Source organism: Streptomyces sp. NRRL S-378, from assembly GCF_000720645.1.
Lineage (GTDB): Bacteria > Actinomycetota > Actinomycetes > Streptomycetales > Streptomycetaceae > Streptomyces.
In genome coordinates, this window is record NZ_JOBX01000010.1 from 154,491 (window position 1) to 180,185 (window position 25,695).

The following is a 25,695-nucleotide window of genomic DNA, read 5'->3' on the forward strand; positions in this document are numbered from 1 at the left end:
CCGCCGGCCGACCGCAGTTCGTGGGGCGAGGTGACCAGCGTGCAGGTGGGGCGACCTCTCACACCGGCATGTGGCGGGTGAAGAACGACCGTACGAGATTGCGAACGGCGGGCACGCTGACGCGCGGGTCGGCCCGGCCGATCATGGCGGCGCGCCCCGCGGCGGTCGTCAAGCCGGCTTGCTGGAGCTGGGGTACGAGGGCCGCGTAGTCGGTGAAGACCCAGTGGTGGGTGCCGTCGAGCTGCCGCCGGACGACCGGGCCGCCATGGGCGAGAAGCGCCGCCCAGGAGCGTTCCAGACGGTCGTTGCGGAAGCCGTCGGTGCCGGCCAGGAGCAGCGGCCGGTCCGTCGCCTGCCGGGTCACCGAGAGGAGCTCGCCGTCCACCTGGTCGAGGTACCCCTCCAGGTTTGCGGCGGCAGCGATCCGCCGATCGTCGTGGAGCGCCTGCGCAACCGCCGTGCCGCCTGCGGAATGGCCGTAGGCGCCGACCCGGTCGAGGTGGAGCGTGTCGAGGACGAAGCGGAGGTCGGCGACCCGGGTTTCGATCATGGTGCGGAAGGTGGCCGCGTCGGGTGGGCCGGTCAGTACGGATCTCCGGATGCGTCCGCGGTCCGGCCGCTGGGCGGGGAACTCCACCTCGCTCGCGTCTCCGGGGTGGTCGACGGTGATGACCGTCCAACCGTGTGAGGCGAGGTCGACCGCCAGGGAGCTGCCCATCACGCGGGCGTCGCCGCCGCCCGGGCTGTAGAGCAACACGGGGCGCCGGCCGGGCAGGGGCCGGGCACCGGCCCGGGCGTGGGTGAGGGTGGCCGCCCAGTCGACCCCCGTCTGCGGCAGCGGCTCGTGGATCCAGTGGGCGACGTCGGCGAAGGACGTGGCGGCGCCCGGGGTCATCTGCGCGAAGTGCGGGAAGCGGTGGCCGGGGACAGCCGGGCGCAGGACGGTGATCATGAGCTCGCGGACGCCGATGCCGGGGTCCCAGGGGTCGCTGCGGGTGGGGTCGGCGAGGTGGAGGGTGCCGGCTCCGACGGGGTGGCGCCCGCTGGGGGCCGGCAGGCGTAGCCGCAGGAGCGGGGCCGCACCGCGGGCGGCGGTGGCCGGGGCGGCGCCGAGAAGGAGAGCGGCGGCGCCGACGAGGGCGCCCTTGGCGAAAAAGCGCCGGCAGGGAGTGAAGGACGAGGTCATGGACGGCATCCTGGGGCCGGGTACCGGCCGGGTGCGAAGCTTGCGGCCGGGTCCGAAAGGGTGGCGCGGGGGCAGGGGATGTGCATGATCCGGATCCATTTCACGGCGGACGACTTCGCCCGGGTGCGGTTCGCGCCGTGGCCCTCGCCCGTGCCCGAGCTGCACGCGGCCCTGATGATGCTGGGCGCCCCGCACGAGCCGCTGCTGTTCGGGCGTTGGCGGAGCAGGCTGCTGCGGAGCCTGCCCAGGGCGGTCGAGCCGCTCGCGGACCTGGCACCGGACGGGGTGGCCCCTGCTTTCCTCGACGTTCTCGGCGACACGATGGACGAGGGGGTCGCGCTGATCAGAGACAGCCGTGCCGACTTCGTGCGGGCAGGAATCGAGCAGGTGTACACGCGACGTCCGGCCCCGCCGTGGGTTCACGCCCTGCATCGTGGGGAGAGTGGTGCCTGGCGGACGCTCGAGCGGGCCCAGCGGGCGGCGTACGAGACGGTTCTGGCGCCGGTGTGGCCGCAGGTCCGGCACCTGCACCGGGCGGCGTTCACCCGACATGCCCTGACCGTCGCCGCGCAGGGCCTCGGCGCCGCCCTGGCCGGCCTGGCGCCGGGGTCGCGCCTGCATGCCGCGGTCTGGGAGTGGCCCCTGCCGGGCGGCGCCCCGGATGTGCGGGAGGTCCGGCTCGGCGGACGCGGGCTGATCCTGCGGCCCACCTTTCACTGGCGGAGCGGCCCGCTCATCCAGGACCTGCCCGGCCGTCCGGTGGCGTTCGCCTACCCGGCGAGCGGGACACTGCCGCCCCTCCCGGATGGAGACCGCGCACTGGACGAGCGCCTCTCGGAAGTCCTCGGACGCACCCGGCTCGCCCTGCTGCGTGCCTTGGACGAAGCCCGCACGACCACGGGGCTGGCGCGCCGTATCGGCGTCAGCGCCGCTACGGCCTCCGCTCATGCCTCGGCCCTGCGCGCCGCCGGACTGCTCACGACCACCCGCACGGGCCGCTCGGTGCACCATGAGCGGACGGCCCTGGCGGAGCTGCTGCTGGCAAGCGGCGCGGCCGACCGCTGAAGCACCTCGGTGCCGTTCCGGAAAGCCTCTTGGCGCGCCCCGAACCCGTGGACATCCGCCTACACGCCTACCCGACTCGTGGGTGTCATGCCGAGGTCGACGGGTCCACCGAACCGGCGGCACGGCGGTACTCGGCGTTGATCCGCTGAGCCTCTTCCAACTGGTCCTCGAGGATGACGATGCGGCAGGCCGCCTCGATCGGGGTGCCCTGGTCGACGAGTTCCCGGGCGCGGGCGGCGATGCGCAGCTGGTAGCGGGAGTATCGGCGGTGTCCGCCCGCGGAGCGGAGCGGGGTGATCAGGCGGGCCTCTCCGATGGCTCGGAGGAAACCCTGGCTGGTGCCGAGCATCTCGGCGGCCCGGCCCATGGTGTAGGCGGGGTAATCGTCGTCGTCGAGACGGCCGAACGAGTCGTCTGCTGTCATGGAACCTCTCTCGTGGAACGCGTGGAGGGGCCCTGGTGCCGTACCGGCACCAGGGCCCCGAAGGAACTGCTACACCATCTGCCGGCCCTGATACTGCGCCGACTTTTCGTATCCGCTGACCCGCCCGAACGGGGACGGGAGACGCGGGGATCGCGGTTGCTTGACCGGAGACCACCTCACTATCGATGTCCTGCGGTACCCGGGCTCAGACTTCTGCCCGGGCGATCCTGATGGCGCCCATCCCTCCGTTCATCCCTCGGATGATCAACTGCTACAAGCGGGAAACGCGAACTGCTGGTACTGCTCCACTCGGTACTACTGGTACTGCGTTACTGCTCGTGGCCTGACCAAGCGCCACGCTCCGGCAGCCAGCCCCGTCGCCCATCCTGCATCTGCTCTGGCTTGGAACCCCACTGCCGAACGTCCCGGTGCGCGCGCCCGCAGCCGACGCCTTCACCGAGGTGCTGCTCACTGACTTCACTGCTGGGTACTGCCTGCGGCGGCCCCTGATGACTGCGGGCCACCCGGTCCGGCCGTCAGTCCCGTCACCGTCCTGCAAACTCTCTGGCTCCGGAACTCCACCACCGCACCGTCCAACAACGGCACCTGCGGGTACCACTGCCCGGCAGTTCGTCTCTGCCAGGCTCTTCTTGACTGGGCTACGAGAGAAACCATAACCACACCACCGCCTAATGTCTACTCTGGCCAACATAGATTTTCGCGTGCGTGTCCCTGAGGTAATCGGGTGCCGCCGGCTCGAACGGCTGCGCGGGAACACGATCGGGCAGCAGGGAGGGCGCCGACGCGCCCTCCCACCTCACGACCTCCCCGGTGATCGCCCCCCGCTTCAGCCCCGGCACCCGTGCCCCCTCCCCACTCCGGCTGCCTCATCATGGGCGACGTAGAAGATCTTGAGAGAGGTGAGCAGGGGCGTGGGCGTGACCGATGATGATCAGCGCCGTGTCGTGCACGTGGGCGGCGAGATGGACATCGACCGGGCGCCGATGCTGCGCGACGCCCTGTACGCGGCGATCACCGAGCCTGGCGGCCCGGCCGAGATCGTCGTCGATCTGTCCGGCCTGTCGTTCTGCGACTCCTCCGGCCTCGGCGTCCTCGTCCACGCGCGGCAGACCGCGGCAGAACACGGCCGGCACATCAGCCTGCGCGACCCGCAGCCCCAGTTCCGGCGCCTGCTGGAGATGAGTGGCGCCGACTCGCTCTTCCCGATCACCGGCAGCTGACCTGGGCAGCAACCGCCCGCGGTCCCCCACACGGACCGCACACCGGGCGGCCCGCGGTCGGCCGTGGCACGGTGACAGGGCGACGAGAGGTCCACACACAGCGGGACCCGGCCGGTTGAAGCCACCCCGCCGGGCCCCGCTACGGGCACCGGGAAACCTCGGCCCGTCGTTCCCCACCCCGTCTCCCTCGCAGCCCCTCCCGTACCCGTACGCGGTATCCGACCGGGCGACCTGCACACGGCACGCAACCCGGCAGACCCGCCGCCGGCACGGGCGCGGGCGAGGATGCGCGGGCCCCGACCTACTACAGCTGGAGATCACCCGTGCTGGAACGCAAGCAGTGCAAGGGCAAGACCCAGGTCACCTTCGTCCTGCCCGAGAACACCCCCGAGGGGCCGGTCAGTGTGGTCGGGGACTTCAACCACTGGAATCCCGCGGCCCACCCCCTCGAACCCCGGGGCGACGGCACCCGAGCCGCGAAGGTGTCCCTGCCCGCACACAGCAGCCACTCGTTCCGGTATCTCGCCGCCGGGGACTACTGGTTCGACGACGAGACCGCGGACCACCACGACGGCACCAACGGCCGCGTCCACACCTGAGCCACCCCACCAACCGGCCGCGCAGCATCCCCTCGTCGGGGGGCGACGCAGCCGGCTCCGTCACAACCGCTGTGACCTGGCGTGCTACCTGGCCTCGGATACCGCGCCGTGCGGGAGACGGGTGCGGCGGGCCCTCAGGTGCGCCTGAGCGTGTCACTGGAACAGCTTCTGGAATGCCGGCGCGGCGACCGTGGGCGGTGGCCGCCGGACCGGTCAGGCGGAAGGGGGGACTGAGCGCACGCCGAACCACTGTTCGGCGCCGAACTCCTCGAACCGCTCCAACTCGGTGAAGCCGAGCCTCGCCGCGAGGCGCATGGAACGGTCGTTGGCGCTCTGGGTGCAGAGGACCACGGGCTCGCCAGGACGCACCGCGGTGAACCAGTCGAGGGCCGCCGCGCACGCCTCCGCCGCGTAGCCGCGGCCCCAGACGTGCGGGAGGAAGTGTAGCTCAGTTCGGTCTCCCCGGCGTCCGGACGGACGCGCCCCGGACGGCTCGCGTCGCGCGGGTCGAGCGTGATCATGCCGATCATCGTTCCTTCGAGATCGACCACGAAGAATCCTCGCCGCCGCCCGGGCACCTCGGGCATCGCGCGGTCCAGCTCGTCACGCGGGCGGGGGCCGCCCAGGTAGGTGCGCACCTCCGGCGAGGCGAACAGCTCGATGAACGCCGGGCGGTCCCGGGCCTCGGATTCGCGGAGCACGAGCCGCTCGGTCCGTAGGGGGGCGATCGGCCAGGCAACGTGTTCGAGTGCGGTCATGGCGGGCAACCGTATCCCACGCCGGTACGGGGCGTTGCGGTCCGCAGTCTCCCGCTCACGGTCGGCACGCGCCGGAGCTCATGAGCGGGCCGTGCAAAGGCTCACGAGCGAGCCGCGCAGGCCCGCGAGCGGGCCGTGCCGGGGCCGGTCAGTCCGGCCACGTGCCGGTGAGGCGCCTGACGGCCACGGCGCCGCCCCGGTCGATGGCCGCCTTGACCGCGGCGAAGACGGCCCCCTGAAGGATCGCCGCGATGAGGATCTCGCGCCACGACCGGTCCTCGTCGGTGGCGTTCGGCGCGTCGCCCTCGTGGCCGAGCCGCTTCCACACCTGCTTGAACGCGATGCCGGCCAGCGCGCCTCCCAGGGCGCCGAGGGCCAGCCCCACGGGCTTGTACGCGACGGTCGAGGCCTTCATCGGTTCCTCCCGGGCGGTTCCGCATCCTGTTCGCATCTTGTTCCGCGTTCTGGTCCGCGTTCTGTTCCGCCCTGCGCCTGCCCGGTCCGGCGTCCGGCTAACGCGCGGGGGGACACCGTTAGCCGGGCGTGGCGCCGGGCAGACGCGGTACGGGCCGGCAGTGCGTGCCCGGCCGGCCCGCCGATCCTCGACGGAAACGGAGTTTCGCCATGGCACAGACAGTCGACGTCATCAGCGAACTGACCGCGGACCATCGTGAGATGGACGAGACGTTCGACATCATCACCCAGGCCGTCCCGGCCGCGGACCGGCGGTCGGCGGCCGAGCGGCTGACGATCGAGCTCGTCCGGCACACGGTCGCCGAGGAGGAACACCTCTTTCCGATCGTCCGGGCGGTGTTCCCCGACGGCAACCTCATCGCGGACCGGGAGATCGCCGACCACGCCCGGATGGAGAAGATCCTCAAGGACCTGGAGGGGCTCGACGCCGACCGGCCCGATTTCGACCGGCTCGTCGCGGCGCTCCGGGCCGAGGTCACCGCGCACGCCTGGGACGAGGAGGAGAACCTCTTCCCCCGGCTGCGGGAGGCCTGCGCCCAGGAGGCGCTGGAGACGGTGGGTGACAGGATCCGGCGGGCGAAGATGCTCGCGCCGAGCTCGCCCGGGAGCACCCCGCCGGCGACCGTCCCGCTCGCCCCGGGCCTCGGCCTGGTGGACCGCGCCCGGGATCTCGTGACGGGTGCCGGCCGGTGACCCGGACGGGTGCACCGGGCGTCGCCCTTCGCGGGTGAACGGTCCGCCGCGGCAGCGTCGGTTCAGTCCCGCGCAGCGGAACCGGCGGGCTGCCGCGGCGGGGCATCCGGGACGTCTTGGGCCCGGGCGACCGAGGGGGCCGGGCAGGTGGTGGGCCGCTCGGTCCAGAAGGCGCCGGACACGGCGCGGCGCGCGAGCATCAGCAGGAGTCCGGCCAGGCTCAGGCCGAGGGCGATGACCAGGGGCGGGCCGAGACCGAACCAGGCGGTTCCGCCGGAGGAGTTGGCCGGGTCCGCCATATCGGCCACCGCTTCCACGAGCAGCCAGGTCAGCATGCCCGCACCGGCGAGGGGACCGGCCCCGATGAGCAGGAACTCGCGCACCCCCGTGGTGAGCCGTCGCCGGTGGTAGACCGCGCAGGCGATGCCGGTGAGGGCGTAGTAGAAGGCGATCAGCAGGGACAGGGCCGTGAGGGAGTCGGCGAGGGCGTTCTCGCTGACCCGGTGGATGAGCAGGTACCAGACGGTGGCCGTGCCGGCGACCCACCAGGTGCTGACCGCGGGGGTGCGGTACCGGGGGTGGATCAGGCCGAAACGGCTCGGCAGGGCGTGCCGGCGGGCCATGGACAGTGCGGTGCGCGAGGCCGGGATGATCGTCGTCTGGGTCGAGGCGAGCGCGGAGGTGGCCACGGCGAGGAGGACGATCCAGTCCCACCCGCCGAGGGCCTCCCGGGCCAGCGAGGCGAAGACGGCCTCCTCGTCGTCGGCGTGCGCCGCGAGGTAGCCGGCGCCGGCGAAGGCGACGACCGCGAAGGCCACCGAGACGTAGGTGGCCAGGAGGACGACGGTCGACCAGATGCCGGCCCGGCCGGGTGCCGAGGAGGGGTCCTTCGTCTCCTCGGTCAGGTTCACCGCCGACTCCCAGCCCCAGTACACGAAGACCCCGAGCAGCAGCCCCCCGGTCAGCGCCGTCCCGCCGGCACCGAACGGGTCGAGCCAGCCGGCGGCCGGGCGGACGGCGTCGAGTGAGGCGGTGCCGGCGTAGACCCGGTAGAGGGCCACCGCGGCGAACACGAACAGGCAGGCGGTCTGCAGCAGGACGAGGGCGTTCTGCAGCCGGGCCGCCGCCCGCGTGTCCCGTACGCACAGGGCCGCCATCACCACGATCACGAGCACGGTCAGCACCTGCCGGACCAGGGTGTCGCCGGCCCAGCCGTCCAGGCCGACGGCCAGCAGGCCGAAGGTGACGGCGACGTCGGCGAGCGAGCCGACGACCAGGACGCCGGTCATCGTGATCGCCCAGCCGCCGAGCCAGCCGGCCGTGGGACCCAGCGCACGCGTCACCCAGGAGAAGGTCGTGCCGCAGTCGGGATCGGCTCGGTTCAGGTGGTGGAAAGCGGAAGCGATGAGGACCATCGGTACGAAGGACGCGAGCATCACCCCGGGAGCGTGTACGCCGACCAGCGCCACGATCGGCCCGATCACCGCGGCCAGGGAGTACGCCGGCGACGTGGCGTTGAGCCCGATGGCGAGCGCGTCGACGAACCCGATCGCGTTCGGTCTGAGCGTGGCGGCCTGCGGCGTCCGCGGGGTGTCTTCGGCCATGGTCCCTCACTGGTGCGGTGCGGTGTGAACGGGGCGTGAATGCGATGAGGAAACCCGCGTGCCGCCCGGAGGGTCAATGGTGTTGGCATAAGCCCGCGTCCCCATCCGGAACCCGGCGGAGGCCCCGGCCCCGCCCCGCCCCGGCCCCGCCGCTCAGGCCCCGGCGTCCGCCAGCTGCCGCTCCGCCGTCTCCAGCAGCATCTCCAGGGCGACCGGATAGGCGCTGTGGGGCATCCGGGCGGCCAGCAGTCCCGCGGTGGCCGCGATGTTCGGGTAGTCGTCCGCCGGCAGGCGGGCGTACGTGGACTCCCAGCGCTCCTCGTCGGACGCGCGCGCCGTGTCCGTGAGGGCGAGGGGGCCCGCGTCGAGGGCCGCGAAGGCCAGGCTCTGGTCGATGTAGGCGTGGTAGATCCGCACCGCGTCCTCGTCGCCGAACCCGGCACCGCGCAGGATGCCCAGGATCGCCTCGTCTGCCGCGATCTCCCGCGGGCGGCCGGTGACCCGGCTCGCGGTCAGCAGGGCGGCCTGTGGGTGGGCGAGGTAGGCGCCGTGGATGCGCAGCCCGAGGACGCGGAGGTCGTCGCGCCACCGTCCAGTGGGGGCCCAGCCGGCGAGCGCCCGGCCGATCAGCTCCTCGCCCATGGCGAGGGTGAGCCCGTCCATGCCCTCGAAGTACCGGTAGAGGGTGCTGGGGTCCGCGCCCAGGGCCGCGCCGAGCCGTCGGGCGGACAGGCCCGCACTGCCGTGCTCGCGCACCATCCGCAGCGCCGTCTCGACGATCAGCTTTTCCGAGAGCACCGTCCCCTGGCGCGTCGGCCGGCGCCGCCTGCGGGCCTCCTCCGGGACCACGTCCTTCGCCATCTCCGCCCTCCTTCATGACATCCGCCCTTACGCCAACACCATTGACCTTAACTCGGGGCGCCCGGTTCCATCAGCCCCCAGAGGCGGACGCCTCACCGAGAAAGGACCGAACCATGCGTGTTCTGCTTGTGGGCGCCGGCGGTGTCGGGAGCGCGATCACCAAGATCGCCGCCCGCCGCGGCTTCTTCGACCACTTCGTCGTCGCCGACTACGACCTGGCGCGTGCGGAGGCAGCCGTCGCGGCCCTGGGCGCCGACGAGCAGCGGTTCAGCGCGTGCCGCGTCGACGCCTCCGACGAGGCGGCGGTGACGGGGCTGCTCACCGAACGTGGATGCGACGTGCTGATGAACGCCACCGACCCGCGCTTCGTGATGCCCCTGTTCAACGCCGCGCTGGCGGCGGGCAGCCACTACGTCGACATGGCCATGTCCCTCTCCCGCCCGCACCCGGACAACCCGCACGGCGAGTGCGGGGTGAAGCTCGGGGACGAGCAGTTCGAACGGGCCGCGGAGTGGGAGAAGTCGGGCCGACTGGCGCTCGTCGGCATGGGTGTCGAGCCCGGGCTGTCGGACGTCTTCGCCCGCTACGCGGCCGACGAGCTCTTCGACGACATCGAGGAGATCGGCATCCGCGACGGAGCGAACCTGACCGTCGAGGGCTACGACTTCGCCCCGTCCTTCAACATCTGGACGACGATCGAGGAGTGCCTGAACCCGCCCGTGGTGTACGAGAGCGAACGCGGGTGGTTCACCACCGAGCCGTTCAGCGAGCCGGAGGTCTTCGACTTCCCCGAGGGCATCGGGCCGGTCGAGTGCGTCAACGTCGAGCACGAGGAGGTCCTCCTCGTCCCGCGCTGGGTCGCGGCCCGCAGGGTCACGTTCAAGTACGGCCTCGGGGACGACTTCATCGGCAAGCTCAAGGCGCTGCACGCGCTGGGCCTGGACTCCACCGTCCGGGTCCCGGTCCGCGGCGAGGACGGTGCCGAGGTCCGGGTATCACCGCGCGACGTGGTCGCCGCCTGCCTGCCCGACCCGGCGACGCTCGGGGACCGGATGACGGGGAAGACCTGCGCCGGCACCTGGGTCAAGGGCACGAAGGAAGGCCTGCCGCGCGAGGTGTACCTCTACCACGTGGTCGACAACCAGTGGTCCATGCGCGAGTACGGCTCGCAGGCCGTCGTCTGGCAGACCGCCGTCAATCCGGTGGTGGCGCTCGAACTGCTCGCGACCGGCGTGTGGTCCGGGTCCGGCGTCCTGGGCCCCGAGGCCCTGCCGCCGCTCCCGTTCCTCGACCTGCTGACGGCGTACGGGTCCCCCTGGGCCGTGCGCGAGCAGGGTCCCGCCGCCACCCCGGGCCGCTGACCGGGGACGGGGCACGGCGGCACGGGAGCACGGGGGGGGGGACGGCGGGACCCGGGACCGGGGGACGCAACCGGATTGATCATCTTTGGCGTCTTTGTCACCACGTGACCGTCGATGGGAGAGGAGAGGCGACGTGGAGCAGACCCGTCGTGCCGTACTGACTCTGGGAGCGGGGGTGGCGCTGACCGCGGCGCTGCCGGCGGGCGCCGCCCGTGCGGCGACGCCCGGCGCGGAGGGCGAGGCCGTCCGGCGGCTGCGGGCGCTGGAGCGCGAGTACGGCGCACGGGTGGGGGCGTACGCGCGGGACACGGGCACGGGCCGGACGGTGCGGTACCGCGCCGACGAGCTGTTCCCCATGTGCTCGGTGTTCAAGACGCCGGCCGCGGCGGCCGTGATGCGGGACCTGGACCATGACGGCGGGTTCCTCGCCCGGCGGATCCACTACACGCAGGACGACGTCACCTCCGCCGGCGGCGGCTCGGTGACCGGGCGGCCCGAGAACGTCGCCGGTGGGCTGACGGTGGCCGAGCTGTGCTCCGCGGCCATCGCCCAGAGCGACAACGGCGCCGCGAACCTGCTGCTGCGCGAACTGGGCGGGCCCACGGCGATCACCCGCTTCTGCCGTTCCCTCGGGGACCGCACGACGCGGCTCGACCGCTGGGAGCCCGAGCTGAACTCGGCCGAGCCGTCGCGGGTGACCGACACGACCAGCCCCCGGGCCATCGCCCGTACGTACGGGCGGCTCGCACTCGGCGACGCGCTCGCCCCGCGGCACCGGGAACTGCTGACGCGCTGGCTGGTGTCCAACACGACGAGCGGCGACCGGTTCCGCGCCGGCCTGCCCCGCGACTGGGTGATCGGGGACAAGACGGGGGCCGGGTCGTACGGGACCAACAACAACGTGGGCATCGCCTGGCCCCCCAGCCGGCCGCCCGTGGAGCTGGCCGTGCTGACCACCATGGCGGACGCCGCCGCGCCGCGCCAGGACGCCCTGCTCGCGAGGGCCGCCGCGGCTCTGGCGGCAGCCCTCTCCTGACGGCTCCCGCGCCCGCGGCCGCCTCCGCGCGGGCCATTCCAGCAGGCCACCGCCGCCTCGGTGCACGTGCCTGGTCGCTGGCACCGGCCCCGCTGCCGTCCCGCGGTCGGGACCGCGGGACGGCAGTCCCCTCTGCCCGCCGCCGCACGCCTCACACCGGGGGCGCAGGTGTGCCGGACCGCGCGGCGGGCAGGCGCTCGGCATGACCGTGCACGTCGGCACGTCCGGATGGCAGTACCGCGACTGGGCGGGCGTCCTCTATCCGCCCGACCGGCCGCAGCGCCTGTGGCTGGAGGAGTACGCCGCTCATTTCCGCACCGTGGAGAGCAACGCCGCCTTCTACCGGCTGCCGTCACCCGAAACGTTCGCCCAGTGGCGCGCCCGTACTCCGTCCGGTTTCGTCATGGCCGTCAAGGCCAGCCGCTTCCTGACGCACGTCAAACGCCTGCGCGAACCCGCCGAGCCGGTGCACCGGCTCATGGCGCACGCCGCCTCCCTCGGCGACCGGCTCGGACCGGTCCTGCTCCAGCTGCCGCCCACCCTGCGGGCCGACCCTGACGCACTCGACGCGTGTCTGGCCTGCTTTCCGGCCGGTACGCGCGTCGCGGTCGAACCCCGGCACGAGTCCTGGTGGACGGAGGAGGTGCGCTCGGTCCTGACCGGGCGCGGCGCGGCCCTGTGCTGGGCCGATCGCGGGTCGCGGCCCGTGACACCGCTGTGGCGCACCGCGGACTGGGGGTACGTACGCTTCCACGAGGGCCGCGCCCGCCCCGCGCCCCGGTACGGCAGGACGGCCCTGCGCAGCTGGGCGGCCCGGATAGCGGACACCTGGCCGGCGGGCGCGGACGTCTTCGCGTACTTCAACAACGACCCGGGCGGGGCGGCCGTGGCCGACGCCCGGGCATTCGTCCGGATGGCGCCGCCCCCGGCGCGGAAGCACGCTCATGCATGAGGTCAACCAGCTCTCAACGCAAGGATCTTGACGGTACCGTGCTGCTCCAGCGGGCTGACGTGGCGCCTGTGGAGTGCCACGATGGTCCGTGCTTCAACAGTGTGCCGTTCGGGACGCTACGAGAGCGGCGCGGCGCGTCCCGGAGGCCGGCCCTACCCCACGAAAGGGCGGACACCCCATGCGCGTTACACCCTTCGTACGGACCTTAGGCAGCGGCCCCGGTTCGGCCGCGGACGACCCGGTGCGGCTCTATTACAGCCGCAAGACACAGGAGATACTGCACAAGTACGGGCCGGGCCCACGCGTCCACTTCCACGTGGGGTTGTACCCGGACGGCCCACCGGAGACCACCGTCCCCCAGAACACCCTCAAACACGGCCTGTTCGCCGCTCAGGAGCGGATAGTCGACCACGCGGCCCGCACCTGGGGCGCGTACGAGGCACCTCCCCGGCGCCTGCTCGACATCGGGTGCGGGCTCGGCGGCACGTCGCTCTACTGGGCCCAGGAACACGGGACTTCGGTCACCGGCCTCACCGTCGCAGCCGAACACCTCCCCATCGTGCGGCACTTCGCCCTGCACACCGGGGTCGCGGAGCGCGTGAGGCCCGTACTGACGGACGTGCACGACCTGGACGAGACGCACGCGTACGACGCCGTCTACGCCAACGAGAGCAGCGGCTACACCGACCGGGCCCGCCTGTTCGAGGTCGTCGCCAAGGCGCTGGTGCCCGGCGGATGGTTCGGCATCCAGGAGCACTTCGTGGGCCCTTCCGAGTGGCGGGAGTTCATGGACGGCTACTACAGAACGCGGCTGGGACGGCGCGGGGAGTACCTGGCCGCGGCCGAGGCGGCCGGTTTCGAGCTGGTGCAGGACGAGGACGTGACGGACGCGGTGGCGGAGTTCTGGGTGCAGTCGATGGCGTGGAACACGGCCGAACTCGACCGGCTCAGAGCGGGCACCGGCGCCCAGGCCGGGGCCTGGACGGACGACCGGCTCGAACAGTCGACGATCGCGCACAGCAAGTTCTTCCGGCTCTGGCGCGAACACGCGGTGGAGACACGACTGTTGCGCTTCCGGATCGGCGGTGGCCGATGACCGCGCCGCCGCGGCCCTCACGCCTCGGTCCGGACCTGCCGCCCTTCTACTGCCCCCTGCCGCGCGACCTCGTCCATCCCCGGGCCAAGGAGGTGGAGGCCCGGGCCGTCGAGTGGCTGGACGGCTTCGGCCTGTACCCGGATCCGGTCGAGCGGGCCTGGGGGCTGGCCACCCACAGCGCCGACTTCTCCTGCCGGATCATCCCCGACGGTGACGTGGAGGCCGTGCTGCTGTTCACCGAGTGGAACTACTGGGCCAACGCCGTCGACGACTGGCAGGACTCCGGTTCCGACGACGCGGACACGGCGGCCGTCGTCGACCACGGCGTGCGGCTGCTGCGGACCGTCGAGGACCCCGGGGCGTCCGTACTGCCCGACGGGCCCATGACCCGGGCCCTGCTGGACCTGGTGGGCCGCACCCACGCCATGCTCACCCCCTACGAGCTGCGCAGGTTCGTCGAGGGGACCAGGGACTGGCTGCTGGGGGCGGCCTGGCGGTCCGCCCGCGCCGAGGCGGGGTCGATGCCGGGGCTGAACGACTTCGTCGCGATGGGGCCGCTGGCGAACGGCACCCGCTTCTCACTGACCTGGTCGGACGTCGCCCGCGGGGACCGGCTCCCGGCGGACGTCCTGTGCTCCCCCGCGCTGACGGCCCTGACGGACGCGGCCGGCTTCGTCGTCAGCGCGGACAACGACCTGTTCTCCTACGACAAGGACGACCATCTGGAACCGCGCGAGGTGAACCTCGTCAACGTCCTCGCACACCAGGAGGGCTGCTCCCCGGCCGAGGCGGTACCGCTCGCCGTGGCCCTGCGCGACCGGGTGATGGTCCTCTTCACCGGGCTGCGGTCCCGGCTGGCGGACGAGGCGGGCCACGGGGACGGCGCACTGCACCGTCACCTCGCGGCGTTGGGCCACTACGTGGCCGGCTCCATCGCGTGGCAGGCCGGGGCACCCCGGTACGCCAGTCCGCGCAACCGGTACGAACTGCCCGTGGCCGAGGCCCGGTTCGCGCTGCGGTACGCCGAGCACCCCAGGGCCGGCGGGGCCGGGGCCCCGGTCCCGCCGGCCCTGGCGTCCTGGTGGCGGCAGCTCCACCACTGAGCGGAAGGGCGGGGCCCCCGGCCGTACCGGCCGGGGGCCCCGAGGGTGGCGCGGCCGGCCCGTCGGGCCGGGTCAGCGGCGGCCGAGCAGCCGGCGCCACCAGCTGACACCACGGCGCCTGCGGCCGCCGCCGGACACCGGCGGCGCGGGGGGCGACGTCGGCTGCGGCGGGATCACCGGGTGGACGGGGTGCCCGGCAGGCTGCTCCACCGGGAGCTGCGGGGCCGGGGGCGGGGGCGCCGTGGAGCGCGGGGCGAACCGTACCGGCAGCGAGAGCAGGTGACGGGACATGAGGGTGCCCCGCCACTGGAGCTCGCTCGCGTCGACCGCCAGCTGGAGGTCGGGCAGCCGGTCCAGCAGGACCTCGATGCCGGTGTCCGCGATGGCCCGCCCGATGTCCTGGCCCGGGCATTCGTGCGGGCCGCTGCTGAAGGCCAGGTGGGAGCGGTTGCCGTGGACGGAGGCGGCCGGATCGGGCCGGATCTGGGGATCGGCGTTGCCCGCGGCCAGACCGAGCAGGATCATGTCCCCGGCCTTGACCTGCTGGCCGCCGAGCACGGTGTCCCCGGTGGCCCAGCGGCCGATGATCGTGTTGATCGGCGGGTCGTCCCAGAGGACCTGCTCCAGTGCGTCGGGCAGGGTCATGTGGCCTCCGGAGAGGCTCGCCCGGAAGCGCGGATCGGTCAGGACGGTGCGCAGGGTGTTGGCGATCAGGTTGGCGGTGGTCTCGTAGGCCGCGATGAGCACCACCCGCAGGTGCATGAGCACTTCGGTGTCGGTCAGATCGGCCGGGTGCTCGATCAGCCAGGAGGCGAGGTCGCGGGCGGGCTTGGCCTTCCGCTCGACGACCAGGTTCTCGAGCGTGGTGGTGACGTAGCGGTCGCTCTGGAGGGCCGTCTCCGTCCCCTGGAGCATGTCGCGTGCCGCGTTGACCAGCAGTGGGCCGTGCTCGTCGGGCGCCCCGATGAGCTGGGTCATGACCAGCATGGGGAGCTGGTCGGAGAAGGCGGGCACCAGGTCGGCGTACCCCTCGGCGGCGATCTGGTCGACGAGGTGGTTGGCGAAGCGGGTGACGTAGCGGCGGATGCCGCGCTTGTCGAAGCGTTCCAGGGACTCCACGACGGCCGAGCGCAGCCGTTCGTGGACGGGGCCGTCGGTGAAGTTGCAGACCGGCACCCAGGAGACCATGGGGCCGAGCGGGGTGTCGGCCGGCACCCGGCCTTCTCTCATGTCGCGCCAGCCCCGCGGGTCGCGGGCGAACCGCGAGGACGTGCGCGCCACGTCCAGGTTCTCCCGGTGACCGAGGACCAGCCACGCCGGCAGGTCCCCGTTGACGAGCACCGGGGCCACCGGACCGTGCTCGGCCCGCAGCTTCTCGTACAGGGCGAACGGGTCCGCCTGGGCTTCCGCTCCGTGCAGGCGGTACAGGCCGCCCGCGGTGGCCGCCATGTGGGCGGGGCACTCGGGCGGCGGGGTGGGGGTGGTGCTCACATTGCCTCCTGGGTGGCTGCCTGGGAGTGCAGGTAGCGCATGAGGGTCAGCAGGACGTCGCGGGACGATTCCCGCCTTCTGGCGTCGCAGGCGAGGATGGGGACGGCGGGCGGCAGGTCGAGGGCCTCGCGCAGTTCCTCCAGCGGATGCTCGGGAGCGTCGGGGAAGGAGTTGACGGCCACCACGAAGGGGACGCCGCGCTCCTCCAGCCGGCCGATGACGTCGAAGCTGATCTCCAGCCGACGGGTGTCGAGGAGTACGACGGCGCCGAGCGCCCCCTCGAAGAGCCCGCGCCACAGGAACCAGAAGCGTTCCTGGCCCGGTGTTCCGAACAGGTACAGCACGAGTTCGTCGTTGATGCTGATGCGGCCGAAGTCCATGGCCACGGTGGTGGTGATCTTGCGGGCGACGCCCCAGGTGTCGTCGACGCCGACTCCTGCCCGGGTCATCGTCTCCTCGGTCGTCAGCGGCTTGATCTCGCTGACGGCGCCGACCAGCGTCGTCTTGCCCACGCCGAAGCCGCCGACGATGACGACCTTCACGGCCGCCGCGGCCGTGTGCGGCAGGACGTCCGCCTCGCACGGCCCGGCGGGCGGGTCAGAGCTTCTGAAGTCCATCGATCACTGCCTCGATCAGAGCAAGGTCGGGTAGCTGGGCGGTGGGAATGGGCGGGCGGACGTGCACGCGTTGAGCAGCCATCAGGTCTCCGACCAGCACGGTGACGACGCTCACGGGCAGGCCCACGTACGCGGCGATCTCGGCCACCGACAGCGGTGACTGGCACATCCGCAGGATGGAGGCCTGCTCCGGCTGCATCTCGGGCCGGGGAGGCCCCTTGGCCACCACCAAGGTCACGAGGTCCAGGTGGACGGAGGTGGAGGGTCCGCTGCGTCCGCCGGTGATGACGTAGAGCCGTTCGGGACTGCCGTCCTCCCAGCTTGAGGGCGGCTCTTTCACGCGGGCTGCCCGTCGTGCCGGGGCGGGCTGCTCAGGTGGTCCCCCATTCGGGTCACCAGGTTGCGCATCTGCGCGCCCATCAGGCCCGCGTCGACGCCCTCGTCGGCCAGGACCGCGAGGTAGGAGCCGTCTCCGGCTGCCATGAGATAGAAGAACCCGCCGTCCATCTCGATCACGACCAGCCGCATTCTGCCTTCGGAGCTGGGCAGTTCGGCGGCCACCGCTCCGGCCAGGCTCTGCAGGCCCGCGCAGGCGGCCGCCAGGCGGTCGGCGGTGTCCGTCTCGGCGCCGTACTGCGCCACGCAGAGCCCGTCCGCGGACAGCACGATCACGTGCCGCGTCTGCGGCACGCCGGCGGCGAGGTCCTTGAGCATCCAGTCCATACTGCTTCGCTGAGTCATCACTGTTTACGCCCCTTTGGTCGCTGAATCCGACGCGTCCTGGGCGCCCGGCGCGTCCTTGCCGGGCTCACCCGACAGGCCGCTGTGGAACGCCTCCAGCCACATTCCGGGGCCGTTGTCGTCCGCCGGCTGCGGCCTCGCGGCCGGCCGGACGTCGGAGGTGGTGACACGGTCCTTCCGGCGCCGCTGCGGCAGGCCGGTCGCGGTACGTTCGGTGGTCGGCCCGCCGGCGGCGGGCATCGGCCCGGGCGCCGGAGCCGGCGCGGGCCGGGGCACGGACACACCGGCCGACGTGGCGTCGACGGGGTGTTCGCGCGGTGTGGCGGACACCGCCCTGGGCCCGGAGGAGGAGCCGATGCCGTGGGCGAGGCCGGTCGCCGCGGAGGCGGTGGTGATCAGGTGCTGCGGCACGATGACCACGGCGCGGACACCGCCGTACGCGGAGGAGCGCAGGGACACCTGGAACCCGTACGCCTGCGCCAGCCGGCCGACGACCGCCAGGCCCAGCCGCGGTGTCTCGCCGAGGTCGTTGAGGTCGATGCCGGACTGGGCCTGCGCGAGCATCTTCTCGGCGCGTGCGCGGGCCTCCTCGCTCATGCTCAGGCCGCCGTCCTCGATCTCCACGGCGATGCCCGACTGCACCTCGACGGCGGTGAGGTGGACCCGGGTGTGCGGCGGGGAGTAGCGGGTGGCGTTGTCGAGCAGCTCCGCGAGGGTGTGGATCAGCGGCTCGACGACCGGGCCGACGACGGCGACCTCGGAGACCGAGTGGAGTTCCACCCGCTGGTAGTCGATGATCCGCGACATCGCGCCGCGCATCACGCTGTAGAGGGTGACGGCCCTGCTCCACTGGCGGCCGGGGCGCGCACCGCCGAGGACGGAGATGGAGTCGGCGAGCCTGCCGATGAGGGCGGTGCCGTGGTCCAGGCGCAGGAGGTCGCCGAACACGTCCGGGTTGCGGCCGTGCCGGTCCTCCATCTCACGCATCTCGTGCGCCTGCTGGTGGACGATCGCCTGCACGCGGCGGGCGACGTTGACGAAGGCGCGCTGCGCCGAGTCGCGCAGGCTCTCCTCGTTGTCGACGGCGTCGACGGCGTGGGCCAGTACGGCTTGCAGCGCGGCCCGGAAGCGGGGGGTGAGGGCGGCGTCGTTGCCCCAGCGGTTGCCCGGCCCGGCGCGGCCGCCCAGGGAGGTGAGCACCTCCTCGGCCAGCTCGCCGCGGCGCAGCCGGTCGATGGCCTCGGGGAGCACCACGGCGGACAGGCGGGTCGCCTCGGTCTCCTGGCGGGCCAGGGTGTGCTGGAGCGCGGCGATCCGGGCGGTCCGGTCGGCGAGCGCGCGGCCGCGCCGCAGGGCTTCGACGAACACGGCGGCGGTGCACAGGGCGCCCGCGGCGATCAGGACGGTGCCGACCGGCTCGGAGGAGGAAACAAGCGCCCCGACCAGGCAGACGGCGGCCAGGGAGGCGACCGCGGGCAGCGCCCGGCCCGCTCCCACCTCCGGGCGGGCCGTTTCGGGTGGAATGTCTCTTTGCTCCATCGGCGTCCTCGAATTATCGGAAAAGGGTGACCTTCTGACCGGTGGGCGGGAGCATAACGACGCCCAACTGCCCGCACGGGCGCTTTTGTTGGAGTTCATCGGACCGGAGGAACCGTTATGCGCCATCAATGGCGACGAATTCCGGCCCCGGCGGCGGACGGCCCTCGGCGGGCGGCGGAGTAAGGGGAGGTCGACGGCCCGCCGGGGCCGCGGCGGCACGGGCGTTCACCCCCGGGCCGCCTCCGGCGGCGGCCGCGCCGCCCGGCCGCGAGGTGGCGCCCCCGACGGAAATGCGCTAGGTCGGGCCGGGGCCCGCGCGCCCGGCATGACCGGCGGGACACCCCTGACGAGCTCGTGCCTGGTGGGCGATGGGGCGGCGCCGCAGGTGTCGCGGTTCGAGGGGTCAGGCGCCCGGACGCGCCGCGCCACCGCGAGGGGCGGCGAGGCCGGTGAGCAGGACGTCGAGGGCGAGGTCGGTCGCCTCGGCCAGCGGGGTGTCCTCCAGCAGGGAGCCGACGGCCAGGGCCGCGAGGCCGTGCACGGTGGAGAAGGCGACCTGGGCGAGGCGGTCCGGCTCGCCCGCCCGTACGACGCCCTCCTGCTGGGCCCGGGCGATGAGCCCGGCGGCGATCCGCAGGCTCTGGTGGCCGAGTTCGCGCAGTTCGGCGCTGGAGTCGTCGGCGTGCTTGACCGTGAACATCAGGCTGAGCAGCGGGGCGTTCGCCACGGCGAAGTCGATGTAGGCCCGCCCCATGCCGGCGAGCCGGGCGGTGACGGGGCCGGGCTCCTCGACGGCGGCCCGCAGGCCCTCGTTGAGGCGGGTGAAGCCGCCCACGGCGAGTGCGTCGAGCAGCGCCTGCCGGTCGCGGAAGTGGCGGCCCGGCGCCGCGTGGCTGACGCCGAGGTCCCGCGCGAGGGCGCGGAGGGACAGGCTGTCGGCCCCCGTCGTCGCGAGGACGGCTTCCGCGCGCGCCAGCAGGGCCTCTCGGAGGTTGCCGTGGTGGTAGGGCGAATCGGCGTCGGCCAAGGCGGCCTCCCCTCGTTCGATGTTGTCATTGACAACAATGTTTGCTCTGTCTACATTCGAATTATCGTCCATCTCGGCCGGAACACCGGAACGGAGCGCCGACCATGTCTATGGCATACCGCGGAACCACAGCCCTGATCACCGGGGCGAGCGCCGGACTCGGCGTCGAATTCGCCCGGCAGTGGGCGGAGCGCGGAGCCGACGTCGTCCTCGTCGCCCGCCGCGTCGAGCGGCTGGAGGAGGTGGCGGCCGACCTCCGGCGCCGCTACGGGGTGCAGGCCATCGTGGTCGCCGCCGACCTCGCCCGGCCGGGTGCCGCGGCCGCGCTGCACGCGGAACTCGATGGACTCGGACTCACCGTGCACACTCTGATCAACAACGCCGGCTTCGGCAGCCACGGCCCCTTCGCGGACCAGGACCCCACACGAATCAGCGAGATGATCCAGCTCAACGTGACCGCGCTGACGGAGCTGACCAGGCAGTTCCTGCCGGACCTGATGGCCGGCGGCGGGGGCGCCCTCGTCACCGTCGCCAGCGCGGCCGCCTACCAGCCGACCCCGGCGATGGCGGTCTACGGGGCCACCAAGGCCTTCGTCCTGAGCTTCACCGAGGCCGTCGCGTACGAGACGCGCTCCTCCTCGCTGCGGGTGCTCGCCGTCTCGCCCGGCCCGGTCCGTACGGAGTTCTTCGACGTCGTCGGCAGCCGGGACGCCGCCGTCGGGCGGATGGCCACCCCGGAGGAGGTCGTCACGGCGACCCGGCGTGCGCTGGAGCGCGACAGGACGCCGCCCAGCATCGTCGTCGGCCTCGGCAACCGGCTCTCGGCCACGGCGTCCACGCTGGCCCCCCGCCGCCTGGCCCTGACGGTCGCGGGGCGGGCCCTCAAGGCGTGACGGGCCGGCCGGGGGATCACCGGCCGCCCCGACACGTCCGACACGTCCGACTCGTCCGGGCGGGCCGGTTGCCGCACACTGGTGTCCGGGCCCCCGACGGCGGGACGCCCGGATCCCGGCGGCCGCGGGGAGGCCCGGCATGGTCATCAGTCACCACCTCGCCGACGGCACGCTGCAGGTGAGGATCCTGCACGAACTGCACGTCACCGACCGGGCCGCGGCCGCCCTGCAGATCGAATCCCTCGTCCACGCGCACCGCCCCGCACAGGTCACCGTCGAGCTGCCGAGCCGTTCCCCCTCCCCCATGACCTTCAGCGCCCTGGCCCGGGCCCGGCGGATGTGCCAGAGCCTCGGCATTCCCCTCACGGCGACGGGGCCCGGCGGACAGTTGCCCCTGCCCCTCTTCGGCCACGAGGCCGACTCGGCCCGCCCCCGGTCGCTGGAACACGGCGCACGGCACGACCACTGACCGCCGCACGTCGCCGAGCGGCGGACCGGCCGGAGGCGGTCGCTTTCCACCGTCATCCACCCCCTTGTACACGCCTCGTGCGCGCACTCCGTTCCCGATCGCACACACGTGCGCGACCTGCGTTAGTCTCTGCGGGCGCGGAAACGGAACACAGACGTAGACGGGGGAGCCGTGTCCTATTCGGAGCGCTGGCAGGAGCTGTTCGGACCGGCCGACGACGGGCCTGCGTTGAGGCTCGCCTCGGCGGCCCCCGACCCCGGGACGGGTGGGGGCGGGACCGGAACCCTCCAGCACACCAAGGGTCCTTGGACCAGCGCCTCCGGTACCGCCGGCGAGCTGCGCACCAACACCGAGACGAGCCGCGCGGCGCTGGGCCCCGGCCACGAGGGCATCGAGACGGGAGCCGCCGGCCTCAGCTCCGTCGCGGCGCTCAAAAGCGTCCTGACGTCCTGGGAGGAGCGCCTGAAGTCGGTGCGGGACGAGTGCGAGCAGCTCAAGGGGACGCTGCTGAAGGTCGCCAAGGAGATGGGCGAGACGGATGCCGCGGTCGACGCGTCGTTCAAGGGCGTCGACGGCGGATCCAAGGCGGACGAGAAGCGATGACCGGAACCCTCACCTGGAAGCAGCTGCGCGACCTCAAGACCTCCGAGTTCACGGACGCGGGCGACAAGTGGCACGAGGTCTCCGACCGCGCGGACTCCGACCGCGTACGGGTCGACCGCGCGATGTCCGCGAAACTCCGTGAGACCCAGCAGAGCGAGTCGGCGGAGGCGGCCCTCGGCAGACTCCAGCGCCTCAGCCGCAACTTCCAGTACCTGCACAGCGAGTGCGGCCTGGTCCGTACGGCGCTCAACGGGCTCGCCAGCGATCTGACGGAGCCTCAGAACCAGTTGAAGCAGGCCCTCGCGGACGCCGCCGCCCTGAACTTCACCGTCCACGACGACGGGTCCGTCAGCTACCCCGCCGCCGAGATCGAGGACCTGACCGGCGCGAAGAAGGAGGCGCCGGGCAGCAAGGTCCAGGGCAGCGCCCGCCTCCCGCTGGAACCGCCGGGCTTCGGCCAGCAGGGCCAATCGCCGCTGTACCCCGGCTACACGGGCCTCAAGCCGCTGAACCCGAACGCGGCGAAGGCGCAGGACGTCGCCGACCGTGTCGCCCGGGCCGTACGGTCCGCGGGCGAGATCGACGCCCGGTACGCGAAGACCCTCGCCGGCCTGAAGGCGGAGAAGGGCCTCGACGTCACCGAGGCCACGCTGAGGGACGTCGCCCGGGACACCTCCGACGTCCGCTCCACCGCCGGCATGTACCTCGGCGAGAACGTCCCGGAGGACAAGAGCCCCGCCGAGCGGAAGAAGTGGTGGGACGGCCTGACCGACGAACAGCGCCAGGAGTACCTCGAAATCGCGCCGGACCTGGTCGGCAGCCTGGACGGCATCCCGGCGGTGGCCCGCGACGAGGCGAACCGCAACTACCTGCCGGTCCTCATCGACGACCTGGCGCGCCGGGGGGGCGACGACGCGGAGACGAAGCTCAGCGCGCTCCGCATGATCCAGGACAAGCTGGGAGAACCGAGCCGCCCGCCCATGTTCCTCCTGGGCATCGGGGACGAGGGCAACGGGCGCGCGATCGTCTCGTACGGCAACCCCGACACGTCCAAGAACGTCTCCGCGTACGTCCCCGGTCTCTCGACCAGGCTCAACGACGAGTTCGTCACGGACACGATGAAGCGGGCCCAGGACACGGCCAAGGGCGCCCAGCGCGTGGACCCGTCCAGCGCCTCGATCGTCTGGCTGGGCTACGACGCCCCGCAGAACGTGGACGTGATGACGCGGGGCGATGCGCAGCGGGGCGCCCCGGCGTACAACCAGTTCATGGCGGGCCTGTCGGCGACGAACCAGAACGCCGACCCGCACGTGACGGCGATCGGGCACTCCTACGGCTCGCTCACCGTGGGCACGGCGGCGAAGCAGTCCGGCGGCATCCCCGGCGTCGACGACGTGATCCTGCTCGGCAGCCCCGGCGTGGACGCGCAGAAGGCGACCGAGCTCGGCGTCGGCAAGGAGCACGTGTTCGTCGGCGCCGCCGACAACGACCCGGTCACCCACCTGCCCTCGAAGGACGAGGCGGCGCTCGGCTGGTTGCTGGGAGGCCCGGTGGGGGTCGCGGTCGGACGTGACCTCTTCGACGACGACAACGACGACGTGTACTTCGGCAAGGACCCGGCGAGCAAGGCCTTCGGCGCACAGCGCTTCCTGGTCGACGACGGGCCGAGGATGGTCATGGACGGCGGGGGGTTCGACGCCCACTCCCAGTACTTCACCCCGGAGAAGGACCAGGTGTCGGCGGACAACATCGCCGCCATCGTCGCCGGCCACCCTGAGAACATCGTGAGGGAGAAGCATCGATGAAGCGCATCACGCGGACCATTCGCCTGGCCTGTGCGATGGCCGTGGCCGGCGCGCTGCTCGCCGGATGCGGGCCGACCGGCGGCACCAAGGACGAACGAGGGACAGTGGCAGGCATGGACATGCAGGGAGCGGCGGAGCGCGCCGACGCGATGCTCTACGCGACGGTCGGGGCGATCAAGCCGGAGATCGAGTGGGTCCACGACACCACGACGACCGGCAGCTGCGACGTGACGCGGTACTGGACCGTCATGACGATCGTCTCCCCGCAGCGCCGCGGCAACTTCCTCGGAGTGGTCGAGGGGTTCTGGAAGGCCAGCGGTTACCGGATCAAGACGGTGAATCCGAGCAAGGACATGCCGGCGATCTACGCCACGTCCCCGGACGGTTTCGGCATCAGCGTGCTCTTCGGCCACCAGGGCCAGGCCTTCTTCGAGGTCACCAGCCCCTGCGTCAAGAACTCGAAGGTGGCCGCGCCCACGAAGGTGGCGAACGGCGCCACGTACGAAGGCGAAACCGCCATCCCCACCCCCAATGTCCGCTCCGACTTCTGGTCCGCCGAGACCCCGGTGCCGGGCACCACGCCCTCGCCGTGAACGCCGCCGCCCGGCGGCCTGCTCGTACGGACACTGTCCGTACGAGCAGGCCGCCGGGCCGGGACGGGCGCGGCTCCGGCCACGCCCGTCCTGCTGTCATCAGTTGAACGGTTCCAGCGTCATGAAGGCTTCCCTGGGGTCGCCCTCGTGCACCAGCGACTCGTGGGCGCCGACGTCGTCGAAGGCGAAGCCGTACGCCTTGCCGTCGGCCATCTGGGCGTGGATGAGGCGGGAGTAGTGGTTGGTGACGGCGTCCTTGTAGAAGCCGGAGCCGTTCGCGTCGGGCTGGTTCGGGTTCGTCAGGAGCGTCGAGCGGTTGAAGCCCGCGCACAAGGTCCGGGAGATCGGGCCGCGGACGTTGTCGTTGGGCGCGTCCAGCAGCTTGTAACAGCCGAAGACGCTGTCGGAGTCGGGCTTCTGGAAGCTGGTGACCACCGCTCCCGAGCCGTTGGTGAAGTTCATGACGTTGCCCGACACCCGGCCGTAGTACTTGGTGTTCGGCTGGTTCGCGAACGGCGTCACGGTGAGGGTGGAGGAGCTGTACTTGCTCCAGACGCGGTTGATGTAGTCGTTCATCGCGCCGGGCGGGATCCCGCCGGCCTCGATGCCGTGGCCGGGCGACAGCGCTCTCAGCACAGTGCCGTCCGGGCGGCGCTGGATCAGGCCTCCCCAGCCGGCCGAACGCAGGCCGCCGAAGACGGCGTCGTACCCGCCGGCCTTGAGCCGGCCGGTGCTCCTGACCGTGCCGTCGGGCGCCTTCGCGCCGACCGCGTACGGCGCCGAGAACATGTCCACCTGGGTGCTGTTGATCCACAGGCCGGAGTCGTTGAGCGTGTACTCGGACCAGTTGAACAGGATGTCGTGGTTCGGATCGGAGGGGTTCTGCACGGCGGGCTGCACCAGGCCGCCGCTGGCGAGCTTGAAAACGAGCTTCTTTCCGACGGAGAAGTAGACGCGTCCGGAGAACTTGGGCATCCGGATCGTCTTGGTCTGCCCGTTGGCCGGGCCCGCGATGGACGCGTCGGGAGCGGGGGTGGGCGGATTGCCTCCCGCGGGCCAGGGGTGGAACGTGCCGTTGGCGTCGGCCCAGCCCTGCTGCCCCGTCGCGAGCAGGGTGCCCAGGTTGTACACGTACACGGGCTCGCTGCGCCCCGAGTTGTTCTTGATGGTGAGCGGGATGGTCGCCGGTACGGCCTCGGCGGACGGCGGCAGGCCGAAGAACGTCAGACCGGCTCCGACGAACAGGGCCGAGACGCCGAAAGCCAGCACTTTCGACAAGCGGAACACTCTCATCCTCCTTGCGTGTGGGGGGACCTGCCGCCCGTGACAGGACATGGCGAGGCGCAGATCGATGTAGTGAAGCGTGAGAGCGCTCTCAGCGTCCGATTGTGTTCAACTTATGTCAATACTCTGGACACAGCCGTGTGCAAGGAGCCAAAAACCGAAGGCAGGGTCGGACCCAGC

General features: G+C 72.4%; 26 protein-coding genes and 1 pseudogene. 14 read left to right on the plus strand and 13 right to left on the minus strand.

Annotated elements, in window-relative coordinates:
- Positions 1-58: 58 nt before the first annotated feature.
- Positions 59-1,186, minus strand: a complete 1,128-nt coding sequence (locus IH80_RS0109755; RefSeq protein WP_030959276.1) for an alpha/beta fold hydrolase — start codon at positions 1,184-1,186, stop codon at positions 59-61.
- An 84-nt stretch (positions 1,187-1,270) separates the two neighbouring features.
- On the opposite strand from IH80_RS0109755, the gene IH80_RS0109760 reads away from it, so the two are divergent.
- Positions 1,271-2,251, plus strand: a complete 981-nt coding sequence (locus IH80_RS0109760) for a helix-turn-helix domain-containing protein (RefSeq protein WP_037879347.1) — start codon at positions 1,271-1,273, stop codon at positions 2,249-2,251.
- Between the two features lie 85 nt (positions 2,252-2,336).
- Here the strand turns inward: IH80_RS0109760 and IH80_RS0109765 are convergent, their stop codons facing one another.
- The gene (locus IH80_RS0109765; protein WP_030959279.1) at positions 2,337-2,675 is read right to left on the minus strand and encodes a MerR family transcriptional regulator; all 339 of its coding nucleotides are present in this window, start codon (positions 2,673-2,675) and stop codon (positions 2,337-2,339) included.
- A gap of 938 nt (positions 2,676-3,613) precedes the next feature.
- Between IH80_RS0109765 and IH80_RS0109770 the strand changes: the two genes are divergently transcribed.
- Positions 3,614-3,916 carry an STAS domain-containing protein gene (locus tag IH80_RS0109770; protein ID WP_158943361.1) on the plus strand — a complete coding sequence of 101 codons (303 nt, stop codon included), beginning with the start codon at positions 3,614-3,616 and terminating at the stop codon, positions 3,914-3,916.
- 323 nt (positions 3,917-4,239) lie between these two features.
- Positions 4,240-4,515, plus strand: coding sequence for an isoamylase early set domain-containing protein (locus IH80_RS0109775; protein WP_030959282.1), 276 nt, complete (start codon positions 4,240-4,242; stop codon positions 4,513-4,515).
- A gap of 213 nt (positions 4,516-4,728) precedes the next feature.
- On the opposite strand, the pseudogene IH80_RS39070 reads toward IH80_RS0109775, so the two are convergent.
- A pseudogene (locus IH80_RS39070) lies at positions 4,729-5,273 on the minus strand (GNAT family N-acetyltransferase).
- 148 nt (positions 5,274-5,421) lie between these two features.
- Complete coding sequence (locus IH80_RS0109785; RefSeq protein WP_030959284.1) at positions 5,422-5,688, minus strand: DUF4235 domain-containing protein; 267 nt, start codon at positions 5,686-5,688, stop codon at positions 5,422-5,424.
- A 209-nt stretch (positions 5,689-5,897) separates the two neighbouring features.
- Between IH80_RS0109785 and IH80_RS0109790 the strand changes: the two genes are divergently transcribed.
- A complete protein-coding gene (locus tag IH80_RS0109790; protein ID WP_030959287.1) occupies positions 5,898-6,440 on the plus strand; it encodes a hemerythrin domain-containing protein in 543 nt (180 codons plus the stop codon).
- A 62-nt stretch (positions 6,441-6,502) separates the two neighbouring features.
- On the opposite strand, the gene IH80_RS0109795 is transcribed toward IH80_RS0109790, so the two are convergent.
- Positions 6,503-8,044, minus strand: a complete 1,542-nt coding sequence (locus tag IH80_RS0109795; RefSeq protein ID WP_051809003.1) for an APC family permease — start codon at positions 8,042-8,044, stop codon at positions 6,503-6,505.
- 153 nt (positions 8,045-8,197) lie between these two features.
- The gene (locus IH80_RS0109800; protein ID WP_030959289.1) at positions 8,198-8,905 is read right to left on the minus strand and encodes a TetR/AcrR family transcriptional regulator; all 708 of its coding nucleotides are present in this window, start codon (positions 8,903-8,905) and stop codon (positions 8,198-8,200) included.
- 113 nt (positions 8,906-9,018) lie between these two features.
- On the opposite strand from IH80_RS0109800, the gene IH80_RS0109805 reads away from it, so the two are divergent.
- The 5 genes from IH80_RS0109805 to IH80_RS0109825 all read left to right on the plus strand — a co-directional run bounded on the left by IH80_RS0109805 (position 9,019) and on the right by IH80_RS0109825 (position 14,453).
- Complete coding sequence (locus IH80_RS0109805) at positions 9,019-10,266, plus strand: saccharopine dehydrogenase family protein (RefSeq protein ID WP_030959291.1); 1,248 nt, start codon at positions 9,019-9,021, stop codon at positions 10,264-10,266.
- Positions 10,267-10,399: 133 nt separating this feature from the next.
- Positions 10,400-11,302 carry a class A beta-lactamase gene (bla, locus tag IH80_RS0109810; RefSeq protein WP_030959293.1) on the plus strand — a complete coding sequence of 301 codons (903 nt, stop codon included), beginning with the start codon at positions 10,400-10,402 and terminating at the stop codon, positions 11,300-11,302.
- Between the two features lie 202 nt (positions 11,303-11,504).
- Complete coding sequence (locus IH80_RS0109815) at positions 11,505-12,254, plus strand: DUF72 domain-containing protein (protein ID WP_030959295.1); 750 nt, start codon at positions 11,505-11,507, stop codon at positions 12,252-12,254.
- A 178-nt stretch (positions 12,255-12,432) separates the two neighbouring features.
- Positions 12,433-13,350: an SAM-dependent methyltransferase gene (locus IH80_RS0109820; RefSeq protein WP_030959297.1), complete on the plus strand. Its 918-nt coding sequence runs from the start codon at positions 12,433-12,435 to the stop codon at positions 13,348-13,350.
- A complete protein-coding gene (locus IH80_RS0109825; protein ID WP_030959298.1) occupies positions 13,347-14,453 on the plus strand; it encodes a terpene synthase family protein in 1,107 nt (368 codons plus the stop codon). Before IH80_RS0109820 ends, IH80_RS0109825 begins: the two co-directional genes overlap by 4 nt.
- Before the next feature lie 72 nt (positions 14,454-14,525).
- Here IH80_RS0109825 and IH80_RS0109830 read toward each other — a convergent pair whose 3' ends face one another.
- The 6 genes from IH80_RS0109830 to IH80_RS0109855 all read right to left on the minus strand — a co-directional run bounded on the left by IH80_RS0109830 (position 14,526) and on the right by IH80_RS0109855 (position 19,868).
- Entirely contained in the window at positions 14,526-16,034 is a 1,509-nt protein-coding gene (locus IH80_RS0109830; RefSeq protein WP_051809018.1) for a cytochrome P450, read from the minus strand.
- Positions 15,941-16,561, minus strand: coding sequence for a GTP-binding protein (locus tag IH80_RS0109835; RefSeq protein ID WP_030959301.1), 621 nt, complete (start codon positions 16,559-16,561; stop codon positions 15,941-15,943). The genes IH80_RS0109830 and IH80_RS0109835 overlap by 94 nt, the downstream gene beginning before the upstream one ends.
- On the minus strand, positions 16,542-16,901 hold the full coding sequence (locus IH80_RS0109840; protein ID WP_030959303.1) for a DUF742 domain-containing protein: 360 nt from the start codon (positions 16,899-16,901) through the stop codon (positions 16,542-16,544). Before IH80_RS0109840 ends, IH80_RS0109835 begins: the two co-directional genes overlap by 20 nt.
- Positions 16,898-17,302 (minus strand): roadblock/LC7 domain-containing protein, encoded by a 405-nt coding sequence (locus IH80_RS0109845; protein WP_030031532.1) that lies wholly within the window; start codon positions 17,300-17,302, stop codon positions 16,898-16,900. The genes IH80_RS0109840 and IH80_RS0109845 overlap by 4 nt, the downstream gene beginning before the upstream one ends.
- A gap of 6 nt (positions 17,303-17,308) precedes the next feature.
- Positions 17,309-18,841, minus strand: a complete 1,533-nt coding sequence (locus IH80_RS0109850) for a sensor histidine kinase (protein ID WP_030959305.1) — start codon at positions 18,839-18,841, stop codon at positions 17,309-17,311.
- Between the two features lie 403 nt (positions 18,842-19,244).
- The gene (locus tag IH80_RS0109855; protein ID WP_030959306.1) at positions 19,245-19,868 is read right to left on the minus strand and encodes a TetR/AcrR family transcriptional regulator; all 624 of its coding nucleotides are present in this window, start codon (positions 19,866-19,868) and stop codon (positions 19,245-19,247) included.
- A gap of 104 nt (positions 19,869-19,972) precedes the next feature.
- Between IH80_RS0109855 and IH80_RS0109860 the strand changes: the two genes are divergently transcribed.
- The 5 genes from IH80_RS0109860 (at position 19,973) to IH80_RS0109880 (ending at position 24,231) form a co-directional block, all read left to right on the plus strand.
- A complete protein-coding gene (locus IH80_RS0109860; RefSeq protein ID WP_030959307.1) occupies positions 19,973-20,761 on the plus strand; it encodes an SDR family NAD(P)-dependent oxidoreductase in 789 nt (262 codons plus the stop codon).
- Between the two features lie 139 nt (positions 20,762-20,900).
- Positions 20,901-21,230, plus strand: a complete 330-nt coding sequence (locus tag IH80_RS0109865; protein ID WP_063757268.1) for a hypothetical protein — start codon at positions 20,901-20,903, stop codon at positions 21,228-21,230.
- A gap of 171 nt (positions 21,231-21,401) precedes the next feature.
- A complete protein-coding gene (locus IH80_RS0109870) occupies positions 21,402-21,833 on the plus strand; it encodes a hypothetical protein (protein WP_030959311.1) in 432 nt (143 codons plus the stop codon).
- Positions 21,830-23,638: an alpha/beta hydrolase gene (locus IH80_RS0109875; protein ID WP_030959313.1), complete on the plus strand. Its 1,809-nt coding sequence runs from the start codon at positions 21,830-21,832 to the stop codon at positions 23,636-23,638. Before IH80_RS0109870 ends, IH80_RS0109875 begins: the two co-directional genes overlap by 4 nt.
- Positions 23,635-24,231, plus strand: coding sequence for a hypothetical protein (locus IH80_RS0109880; protein WP_030959314.1), 597 nt, complete (start codon positions 23,635-23,637; stop codon positions 24,229-24,231). The genes IH80_RS0109875 and IH80_RS0109880 overlap by 4 nt, the downstream gene beginning before the upstream one ends.
- A gap of 99 nt (positions 24,232-24,330) precedes the next feature.
- Here IH80_RS0109880 and IH80_RS0109885 read toward each other — a convergent pair whose 3' ends face one another.
- On the minus strand, positions 24,331-25,524 hold the full coding sequence (locus IH80_RS0109885; RefSeq protein ID WP_030959315.1) for a glycoside hydrolase family 64 protein: 1,194 nt from the start codon (positions 25,522-25,524) through the stop codon (positions 24,331-24,333).
- Positions 25,525-25,695: the final 171 nt, after the last annotated feature.

Excerpts from the sequence above, each read along its gene's own strand:
- IH80_RS0109755 (WP_030959276.1), bottom strand. The coding sequence starts at position 1,186 with ATGACCTCGTCCTTCACTCCCTGCCGGCGCTTTTTCGCCAAGGGCGCC.
- IH80_RS0109760 (WP_037879347.1), top strand. The coding sequence starts at position 1,271 with ATGATCCGGATCCATTTCACGGCGGACGACTTCGCCCGGGTGCGGTTC.
- IH80_RS0109765 (WP_030959279.1), bottom strand. The coding sequence starts at position 2,675 with ATGACAGCAGACGACTCGTTCGGCCGTCTCGACGACGACGATTACCCC.
- IH80_RS0109785 (WP_030959284.1), bottom strand. The coding sequence starts at position 5,688 with ATGAAGGCCTCGACCGTCGCGTACAAGCCCGTGGGGCTGGCCCTCGGC.
- IH80_RS0109790 (WP_030959287.1), top strand. The coding sequence starts at position 5,898 with ATGGCACAGACAGTCGACGTCATCAGCGAACTGACCGCGGACCATCGT.
- IH80_RS0109795 (WP_051809003.1), bottom strand. The coding sequence starts at position 8,044 with ATGGCCGAAGACACCCCGCGGACGCCGCAGGCCGCCACGCTCAGACCG.
- IH80_RS0109800 (WP_030959289.1), bottom strand. The coding sequence starts at position 8,905 with ATGGCGAAGGACGTGGTCCCGGAGGAGGCCCGCAGGCGGCGCCGGCCG.
- IH80_RS0109805 (WP_030959291.1), top strand. The coding sequence starts at position 9,019 with ATGCGTGTTCTGCTTGTGGGCGCCGGCGGTGTCGGGAGCGCGATCACC.
- IH80_RS0109815 (WP_030959295.1), top strand. The coding sequence starts at position 11,505 with ATGACCGTGCACGTCGGCACGTCCGGATGGCAGTACCGCGACTGGGCG.
- IH80_RS0109820 (WP_030959297.1), top strand. The coding sequence starts at position 12,433 with ATGCGCGTTACACCCTTCGTACGGACCTTAGGCAGCGGCCCCGGTTCG.
- IH80_RS0109825 (WP_030959298.1), top strand. The coding sequence starts at position 13,347 with ATGACCGCGCCGCCGCGGCCCTCACGCCTCGGTCCGGACCTGCCGCCC.
- IH80_RS0109835 (WP_030959301.1), bottom strand. The coding sequence starts at position 16,561 with ATGGACTTCAGAAGCTCTGACCCGCCCGCCGGGCCGTGCGAGGCGGAC.
- IH80_RS0109845 (WP_030031532.1), bottom strand. The coding sequence starts at position 17,302 with ATGACTCAGCGAAGCAGTATGGACTGGATGCTCAAGGACCTCGCCGCC.
- IH80_RS0109850 (WP_030959305.1), bottom strand. The coding sequence starts at position 18,841 with ATGGAGCAAAGAGACATTCCACCCGAAACGGCCCGCCCGGAGGTGGGA.
- IH80_RS0109860 (WP_030959307.1), top strand. The coding sequence starts at position 19,973 with ATGTCTATGGCATACCGCGGAACCACAGCCCTGATCACCGGGGCGAGC.
- IH80_RS0109865 (WP_063757268.1), top strand. The coding sequence starts at position 20,901 with ATGGTCATCAGTCACCACCTCGCCGACGGCACGCTGCAGGTGAGGATC.
- IH80_RS0109875 (WP_030959313.1), top strand. The coding sequence starts at position 21,830 with ATGACCGGAACCCTCACCTGGAAGCAGCTGCGCGACCTCAAGACCTCC.
- IH80_RS0109880 (WP_030959314.1), top strand. The coding sequence starts at position 23,635 with ATGAAGCGCATCACGCGGACCATTCGCCTGGCCTGTGCGATGGCCGTG.
- IH80_RS0109885 (WP_030959315.1), bottom strand. The coding sequence starts at position 25,524 with ATGAGAGTGTTCCGCTTGTCGAAAGTGCTGGCTTTCGGCGTCTCGGCC.